The following is an 8,351-nucleotide window of genomic DNA, read 5'->3' on the forward strand; positions in this document are numbered from 1 at the left end:
TCAACACATCCATCACTGCCCCACCGCATTCGCGAGCAAGCCCGCTCCCACATTTTGATCTTCACTTGGCAGTGGATCGGGTCAGACGCGAAACGCCTGCACGGCAGTGTTGAGCTGCCCGCCAAGCACCAACAGATGCTCGCCCTGGCTGCGGCCCTGGCCGATGCGCAGCAAGTTGTCCTCACCCAGCTGATGAATCCGCTCACTGTTGTCACGAATCTCACTCACCGCGCCACTCTGCTGCGCGGTCACATCGGCAATCCGCACCGCCGTGTCGGAAATGGTCTGGATCGCCCCGACGATTTCATCCAGCGCGCCGTCGGCCGCTTGCGCTTGCTGGGCGGTGGCTTCGGCGTGTTCGACCTGGGCGCGCATGCCTTGCACCGATTGGTGCGCGGCGGTTTGCAGGCCGGCGATCAGGGTCTGGATTTCGGCGGTGGCGCCGGCGGTGCGCTGGGCCAGGGAGCGCACTTCGTCGGCGACGACGGCAAAGCCACGCCCGGCCTCACCGGCACGCGCGGCTTCGATGGCGGCGTTGAGCGCCAGCAGGTTGGTCTGGTCGGCAATCGAGCGGATCACCGTGAGCACGCCGCCGATGGTCGCGGATTCTGCGGCGAGTTTCTCGATCATCTGCGCATTTTGCTGCACTTCACCCACCAGCGCGTGCAGCCCGGTGAGGCTCAGGCCGATCACCCGCTGGCCTTGTTCCACGGCTTCCCCGGCGCTGCGGCTGGCGCCGGCGGCCTGGCTGGCGTCGCCGGCCACCTGTTGGATGGTTGCCTCCAACTCGCCCAGGGAGTCGCGGATCTGTGCGGTGTCGCCGGCCTGGCGCTCGGCGCCGTCGTGCAGGCCGCTGCTCAGCTCGGCGAGGGCGCGGCTGCTGCCGGCGACTTCCTCGGCATTGCCGCGAATGGTCCCCACCAACGCCACCAGATAAGCGCGCAAGCGGTTCAGGGACGCCTCGATGTCGTGCAGTTCGCGGTTGGTCTTGCCCAGGGCGATCGGTTGGCTGAAGTCGCCTTCGGCCCAGGTGGACAGGGCCGGCGCCAGGTTGGTCAGTACCCGCGCCAAACGGCGTTGCAGGGTGTCGATCAGCAGCGCGATCAGCAGGATCAGGCCGATCATTACGCCTTGCATCACCCGCACTTCGCCCTGGATCTTGCCATGTTGCGCCCGTACCACGGGCTCCAGGCCGGCGATGGCTTGCTGCACGGCGTTGATTTTCAGGTGGGTGCTGGCGGCGAGGTCGGCGCGTTGCTGGATCTGTTCGCGGGTGCGCTTGAGTTCGGCGGGGTAGCGGGTCAGCAGGCTGTTGAGTTCGCGCTTGAGGTCGACGGCGGTGTCCTGGGCTTCGGCTTTTTCGCTGTTTTCCAGGCCCATCAAGGCAGAAAAGTCGTCGGCGCTGGATTCGGCGCTGGCCTTGACCCCGAGCAGCGGCAATTGCTCCAGCACGTCAGCCTGGCTGCGGATATTGCCGACTTCACGTTCCACATCGTCCGCCAGCTCGGCGCGGCCGCTGCTGACCAGCTTGTCGCGGGCCAGGGACAGCTTGCCCAGGTGTTGCGCCGCGGCCAGCAGTGGCGGCAGGTAACGCGCGGCGTCCGCGGAGTTCACGCCGAGGGCGTATTGGCTCAGTTGCTCCAGGTTCGCGCCCAGCTCGCGCTCGGCTTGCAGCAGCAAGGCCTGCGGGTCGCCGGCCAGCTTGCCGGCGGCGAGCAGGTCGGTCTTGCCGAAGGTGTCCAGGTCGACAAGGCTCGGGCGCAGGTTTTGCGCGAGGTCGACGGGCAACTCGTCCAGGTGTTGCAGCAGGCCTTCCAGGCTTTGGCTGGCGCTGCTCAAGCGCAGGGCGTCGCCGCTGGCGAGGTAGTCGTCGATATTGCGCGCGGCCTGGTTCTGGAAGGTCTGGGACAGGCCCAGGTAGCGTTCCATCAACAAATACGGGCGCTCCAGTGCCCGTTGCGACCACCAGAGTGTCGCCCCGAGCGCCAGGCACACGGCCACCAGCAGAAGGGTATTGAGATTGGTCAGCAGCTTCAGGCGCATGCGTGGTTTCAACCGACAGCAAAAGATAAGTGCCTGAAGTTATTGCGTTTTCGTTACAGGGTTATGACGGAATCAGTGGAATCCGATGAAAAGGTGGCACTTTGCTTTGACGTGCGCGCGGCCTGTACCCGGTTGCGTCCGGCGTGCTTGGCGCGGTACAGCGCCTCGTCGGCCTGGGCAGCCATCATCAGGCTGTCGGAATCGTCGCACAGCTCCACCAGGCCGGCGCTGAAGGTGCACCACAGGTCTTGCGGCTGGGCCGGGTAGTGAATTTCGGCAAAGCGCCCACGGATTTCATCCAGCACCTTGCAGGCCGATTCCAGGTCGGTGTCCGGCATGACGATGGCAAATTCTTCGCCGCCGTAGCGCCCGATGTAATCGGTCTTGCGCAGCCGCTGCTTGAGAAACAGCGCCAGGCTCTTGATGACGCGGTCGCCCATGGGGTGGCCGTGGCTGTCGTTGACCCGCTTGAAGTGGTCGATGTCGAGCATGGCAAAGCTCAACGGCTTGTTCTCGCGGCGCGCGCGGAAGCTGCAGTCTTCGAGCAATTGTAGGATGTGGGTGTGGTTGTACAGGCCGGTCAGGCTGTCGCGCACCATCCGCGCCTTGAGGTGGCGGGCCCGGGCGGCGCGGTTGCGCACGGTGGTAATCAGGTGGCGCGGCTTGATCGGCTTGGTGAGGAAGTCGTCGCCGCCTTCGCTCATGGCGTCCAGTTGTTTGTCCAGGTCGTCTTCGGCCGACAGGTAGATGATCGGCACGCTGACGTAGCGGTCGTTGTGGCGGATCACCTTGGCCAGTTCGGTACCGGTACAGGCGGGCATATACATGTCGAGGATAATCAGGTCGGGCTGGAAATCGGCCAGCTCGGCCATGGCCTGGATCGGCTCGATCAGCGTGCGGGTGACGATGCCGGCACTGTTGAGCAGGCGCTCGGTATGCAGCGCCTGGGCCCGCGAGTCGTCGATGATGAGGACTTTGTAGGGTTCGTACTGGGCGACGCAGGTGAGCACTTCGATCTTTTCCAGCAGGCTGGAGGCTTCCAGGGTGCCGGTGAGGAACTCCTGGCCGCCGGCGCGCACGGCGGCGAGGCGGGTCGGGGTGTCGGTTTCGTGCAGGCTGAAAAACAGCAGCGGCAGCTTTTGCTCCAGGCCTTCCTGGGCTTCGGCGGCGAGTTGCAGGCCCAGGCCCGGCCCGCAGAAGTCCACGTCCATGACGATGGCCGAGGGCAAGCGCTCGGCCATCGACGCACGAAACGCCGCCACGCTGTCCAGGGACTGGGCGCTCATGCCAAAGAATTCCAGCTGCTTGGCCAGGCGCTCGGCGCGGTCGTGATCGGCAAGCATCACATAGATCGGCTTGCGCATCGGCGGCAGGAAGGTTTGTTCCAGCTGGTCGCCCTGGCGCAGGCCGGTACGTGACAGGCGCTGCATCAAGCGATTGAGTTCAGTAATCAACTGGCTGCTCAGGCGGCCACGGTTTTCGTCCACCAGCTTGAGCGACTCGCCGATATGCCGGGCCAACTGGCCGTGCTCGGGCTGTTCGAAACGCTCGGCAAAACGCAGCAGGCGCAGGTTGGCTTCGCTGAGTTCGGAGAGGTCGGCGTTGGACCATTCACTGCGTTGCAGGCGCTGCCAGATCTCAAGAATTTGACGTGCCTGATGAATTACCCGCTGGGCAAAATGGTGCTTGAGACGCTCACGGCTGGGGTCTTCTGGCTCGGTCATATCCTGACTACTAGTTAGGCTGCATGCTGAGGTCGAACTGATGGCTCTATGCTAGCACCTCTTTTCTGTTACATGAGTGTCATGCGTCAATTAACTGCGAGACTTGTGCATTCAATTTTTGACTCAAGGGTCGCGCAGCGCGAAAAGCGTGCATCCTTTATAGTGCTTGCGCTAAAAGCCCCGCGCCGACGGGCACGATGGGGTAGGGTTGTGGTCGGAGTGTTTGAACGCACCCGGACAATAGACGTGCATGAACTCAAGTGATTGAAAGGATATCGCCATGCTGGACTGGAAAAACCGTGCAGACAGTGCCCAAGGCCCCGCCCCTGAGCCCAAGTCGGCCAACCGCAGCTATTTTCGCACCCTGCTGATGAGCCGCGCCGTGCTCAGCCTGCTGGGCTTGTACCTGTTGGTCACCGGCGGCCTGGGGTGGTACTGGAGCCAGGAACCGGCGCTGTTCCCGGTCCAGCAAAACGCGCAGATTGCCGCCGAGAAGGAAGGCAAGCAGATGGTGGTGGGCTACACCACCGTCGAAACCCTCAAGACCGTGGTCGGCACCTTGCTGAACAAGCCCGGTGGTTATATTTCCAACGACCGTTTCCCGCCAGGCCTGTGGATGGACAACATGCCGAGCTGGGAATACGGCGTGCTGGTGCAGGTCCGCGACCTGACCCGCGCCCTGCGTAAAGACTTCGCCCGCTCCCAGTCGCAGTCGGCCGAAGACGCCGACCTGGCCAAGGCCGAGCCGCGCTTCAACTTCGACAACAAGAGCTGGGTGCTGCCGTCCAGCGAGTCGGAATACCAGGAAGGCATCAATTCCCTGAGCCGCTATGAAGCGCGCCTGTCGGACCCGAACCAGCGCGGCGCGCTGTTCTATGCCCGCGCCGACAACCTCAACAACTGGCTGGGTGATGTGGCGACGCGCCTGGGTTCGCTGTCGCAGCGCCTGTCGGCCAGCGTCGGCCGGGTCAAACTGAACACCGCACTGAAAACCGAAGCCCTGGCGCCGGGTGAAGTGCCGCAGGTCGATGAAGAAGTGGTGGAAACCCCATGGATGCAGATCGACAACGTGTTCTACGAAGCCCGTGGCCAGGCCTGGGCGTTGTCCCACCTGTTGCGTGCCATCGAAGTGGATTTTGCCGACGTACTGGCGAAGAAAAACGCCACGGTCAGCGTGCGCCAGATCATTCGTGAGCTGGAGGCCTCGCAGGAACCGGTTTGGAGTCCTATGATTCTTAACGGCAGTGGCTTCGGCGTACTGGCGAACCATTCGCTGGTGATGGCCAACTATATTTCCCGGGCAAACGCTGCAGTGATCGATTTGCGTCAGCTCCTCAACCAGGGTTGATGATGGACGCTACTGAAAAAGAGGCCGCGCACCGTGCGGCCTCTGATGCTGAACTGATCTGCTGGGTTGACGAGAAGGACCAGCTCCTCGGTAACCTGGTCAGGTTTGACCTTCGCCAGCGCGGCCTTATCGGCCGTTGCACCTTTATCTTCCTGTTCAACTCCCAGGGCGAGCTGTGTGTGCATCGGCGCACCCTGAGCAAAGCCCTGTACCCCGGGTTCTGGGATACCGCGGCGGGTGGGATGGTCGCGGCGGGGGAGAGTTATGCCGATTCGGCGGCCCGTGAGCTGGAAGAAGAACTCGGCGTGGCTGGGGTGGAACTGGTCGAACATGACCACTTTTACTTCGCCGACGGCGACAGCCGGCTCTGGTGCAAATCCTACTCGGCCGTGTGGGACGGGCCCCTGCGTTTGCAGCCTGAAGAGGTCATGGAAGCGCGCTTCCTGCCCGTCGACGTCATCCTCCAGGAAGCGCAGCAAAAGCCCTATTGCCCGGATGCCCAAGAGGGCTTGCGCCGCTATCTGGCCCTGCGTCGCTAAAGATGCATAAATTGGCGCGTTTTGGCCCTTAGCAAGTCGGCTTTTTGCCGTTACACTGCGCGACTTTTCACCCGAGCTGCCCTTGGCCGTTCGGTAGCGCTGCCCCTGCCTGAGTGGGGCTTCGCGGTCGGCTTGCCTCTTCGCAGGTGCCGATCAGTCTTTGTCCTCCCAAGAGGATTGCCGGTGGCCAAAAAAGCCGCATCCTTCGCCGCCCTTGGTGGCCTGGTATTTTCCACCGACGCAGGTCGCCACTGCCCGGACTGTCGTCAGCCCGTGGATTCGTGTACCTGCAAACAGACCCTGATCCCCGAAGGCGACGGTATTGCCCGCGTACGACGCGAGAGCAAAGGCCGTGGCGGCAAGACGGTGACCACCATCACCGGCGTGCCGCTGGCCGAAGAGGCCCTGAAGGAGCTGGCCACGACGCTGAAAAAGCGCTGTGGCACCGGTGGCGCGTTGAAAGACGGCGTCATCGAGATCCAGGGCGATCACGTCGAACTGCTGTTGGCCGAGCTGATAAAGCTCGGTTACAAGGCCAAGAAGTCCGGCGGCTGAAAGCCTCTTTCCGACCTGTGTCTAAACTCTGTCCTGCGCGTGGGGTCTTACCTCGCACGCAGGCAAATCGTCATTTTCATTCTTTAGACTGCGCCAGCCTCTGATAGGGGCGGTGCCTTCGACTTCATTTATAGGGGACTTCGATGTCCGTACGACGCACACGCAAAGACGATGGCAGCCAATGGACAGTTGCGGACAGCCGCAGTGTTTATGGGATTCGCCATTGGGGGGCCGGGTATTTCGCGATCAATGATGCCGGTCGCGTTGAAGTCCGTCCGAACGGCCCGAACAGCACGCCGGTTGACCTGTACGAGCAAGTGGACGAGCTGCGCAAAAGCGGCCTGTCCTTGCCGCTGCTGGTGCGTTTTCCCGACATCCTGCAAGACCGTGTACGCCAACTGACCGGCGCCTTCGATGCGAACATCGAACGCCTGGAATACCAGAGCAAGTACACCGCGCTGTACCCGATCAAGGTGAACCAGCAGGAAGCGGTGATCGAAAACATCATCGCCACCCAGGACGTTTCCATTGGCCTGGAAGCCGGCTCCAAGCCGGAGCTGCTGGCCGTGCTGGCCTTGGCGCCGAAGGGCGGCACCATTGTCTGCAACGGTTACAAGGACCGAGAGTTCATCCGCCTCGCGCTGATGGGCCAGAAGCTCGGCCACAACGTCTTCATCGTGATCGAGAAAGAGTCCGAAGTTGAGCTGGTGATCGAAGAAGCCGCCAACCTCAAGGTCAAGCCGCAGGTTGGCCTGCGCGTGCGGTTGTCGTCCCTGGCGTCGAGCAAATGGGCAGACACCGGTGGCGAGAAGTCCAAGTTCGGCTTGTCGGCGGCGCAACTGCTGTCCGTGGTCGAGCGCTTCCGCGCCGCTGGCCTGGACCAGGGCATCCGCCTGCTGCACTTCCACATGGGCTCGCAGATCGCCAACCTGGCCGACTACCAGCACGGGTTCAAGGAAGCCATTCGTTACTACGGCGAACTGCGCAACCTCGGCCTGCCGGTGGACCACATCGACGTCGGCGGCGGCCTCGGCGTGGACTACGACGGTACCCACTCGCGTAACGCCAGCTCGATCAACTACGACATGGACGACTACGCCGGCGTGGTCGTGGGCATGCTCAAGGAATTCTGCGACGCGCAGAGCCTGCCGCACCCGAACATCTTCTCCGAAAGCGGTCGCTCCCTGACCGCCCACCACGCCATGCTGGTGGTGCAAGTCACCGACGTCGAGAAACACAACGACGACGTGCCGGTGATCGAGAACAAGGAAAGCCTGCCGGAAACCGTGCAATGGCTGGTGGACCTGCTGGGTCCGACCGACATCGAGATGGTCACCGAAACCTACTGGCGTGCCACCCACTACATGAGCGACGTGGCCACCCAGTACGCCGACGGCAAACTGACCCTGGCCGAGAAAGCCCTGGCCGAACAGTGCTACTTCGCCGTATGCCGCCGCCTGCACAACTCGTTGAAAGCCCGCCAGCGCTCGCACCGCCAGGTGCTGGACGAACTCAACGACAAGCTGGCCGACAAGTACATCTGCAACTTCTCGGTGTTCCAGAGCCTGCCGGACACCTGGGCCATCGGCCAGGTATTGCCGATCCTGCCGCTGCACCGCCTCGACGAAGAGCCGCTACGCCGCGCCGTGCTGCAAGACCTGACCTGCGACTCCGACGGCAAGATCAAGCAGTACGTTGACGAGCAGTCCATCGAGACCAGCCTGCCGGTGCACGGTTTGAATGAAGGTGAAGACTACTTGCTGGGCATCTTCCTGGTGGGTGCTTACCAAGAGATCCTCGGTGACATGCACAACTTGTTCGGTGACACCGACTCGGTGAACATCTACCAGCGTGAAGACGGTTCGGTGTACAGCGCCGGGATCGAGACCCACGACACCATCGAAGACATGCTGCGCTATGTGCACTTGTCGCCGGAGGAGTTGATGACCCACTACCGTGACAAGTGCGCGAGCGCGAAGATCAGTGCCGCGGAGCGGACCCAGTTCCTCGACGCGTTGCGTCTGGGGCTGACGCGTTCTTCGTACCTGTCCTCATAAGTTGGGTTGACGCAAATCCCCTGTGGGAGCGGGCTTGCTCGCGAAAGCGGTACATCAGTCACACATGTGTTAACTGACCCACCGC

The 8,351-nt window shown here is 62.6% G+C and carries 6 protein-coding genes; 4 read left to right on the forward strand and 2 right to left on the reverse strand.

Annotation, left to right across the window (positions count from 1 at the left end):
- Positions 1–81 precede the first annotated feature (81 nt).
- Positions 82–2,043, reverse strand: coding sequence for a methyl-accepting chemotaxis protein (locus NUV89_RS25210; protein WP_257783458.1), 1,962 nt, complete (start codon positions 2,041–2,043; stop codon positions 82–84).
- 53 nt (positions 2,044–2,096) lie between these two features.
- Complete coding sequence (locus tag NUV89_RS25215) at positions 2,097–3,767, reverse strand: PleD family two-component system response regulator (protein ID WP_207043674.1); 1,671 nt, start codon at positions 3,765–3,767, stop codon at positions 2,097–2,099.
- A 280-nt stretch (positions 3,768–4,047) separates the two neighbouring features.
- Here NUV89_RS25215 and NUV89_RS25220 point away from each other — a divergent pair, with 280 nt between their 5' ends.
- The 4 genes from NUV89_RS25220 (at position 4,048) to speA (ending at position 8,266) form a co-directional block, all read left to right on the forward strand.
- Positions 4,048–5,115 (forward strand): DUF2333 family protein, encoded by a 1,068-nt coding sequence (locus NUV89_RS25220; protein ID WP_257783459.1) that lies wholly within the window; start codon positions 4,048–4,050, stop codon positions 5,113–5,115.
- 2 nt (positions 5,116–5,117) lie between these two features.
- The gene (locus NUV89_RS25225; RefSeq protein WP_257783460.1) at positions 5,118–5,654 is read left to right on the forward strand and encodes an NUDIX hydrolase; all 537 of its coding nucleotides are present in this window, start codon (positions 5,118–5,120) and stop codon (positions 5,652–5,654) included.
- A 183-nt stretch (positions 5,655–5,837) separates the two neighbouring features.
- Positions 5,838–6,209, forward strand: a complete 372-nt coding sequence (locus NUV89_RS25230; RefSeq protein WP_012722004.1) for a translation initiation factor Sui1 — start codon at positions 5,838–5,840, stop codon at positions 6,207–6,209.
- Positions 6,210–6,352: 143 nt separating this feature from the next.
- Complete coding sequence (speA, locus tag NUV89_RS25235; RefSeq protein WP_124525631.1) at positions 6,353–8,266, forward strand: arginine decarboxylase; 1,914 nt, start codon at positions 6,353–6,355, stop codon at positions 8,264–8,266.
- The last annotated feature ends 85 nt before the right edge of the window (positions 8,267–8,351 follow it).

It is taken from the genome of Pseudomonas sp. 18.1.10, from assembly GCF_024655625.1.
GTDB lineage: Bacteria > Pseudomonadota > Gammaproteobacteria > Pseudomonadales > Pseudomonadaceae > Aquipseudomonas.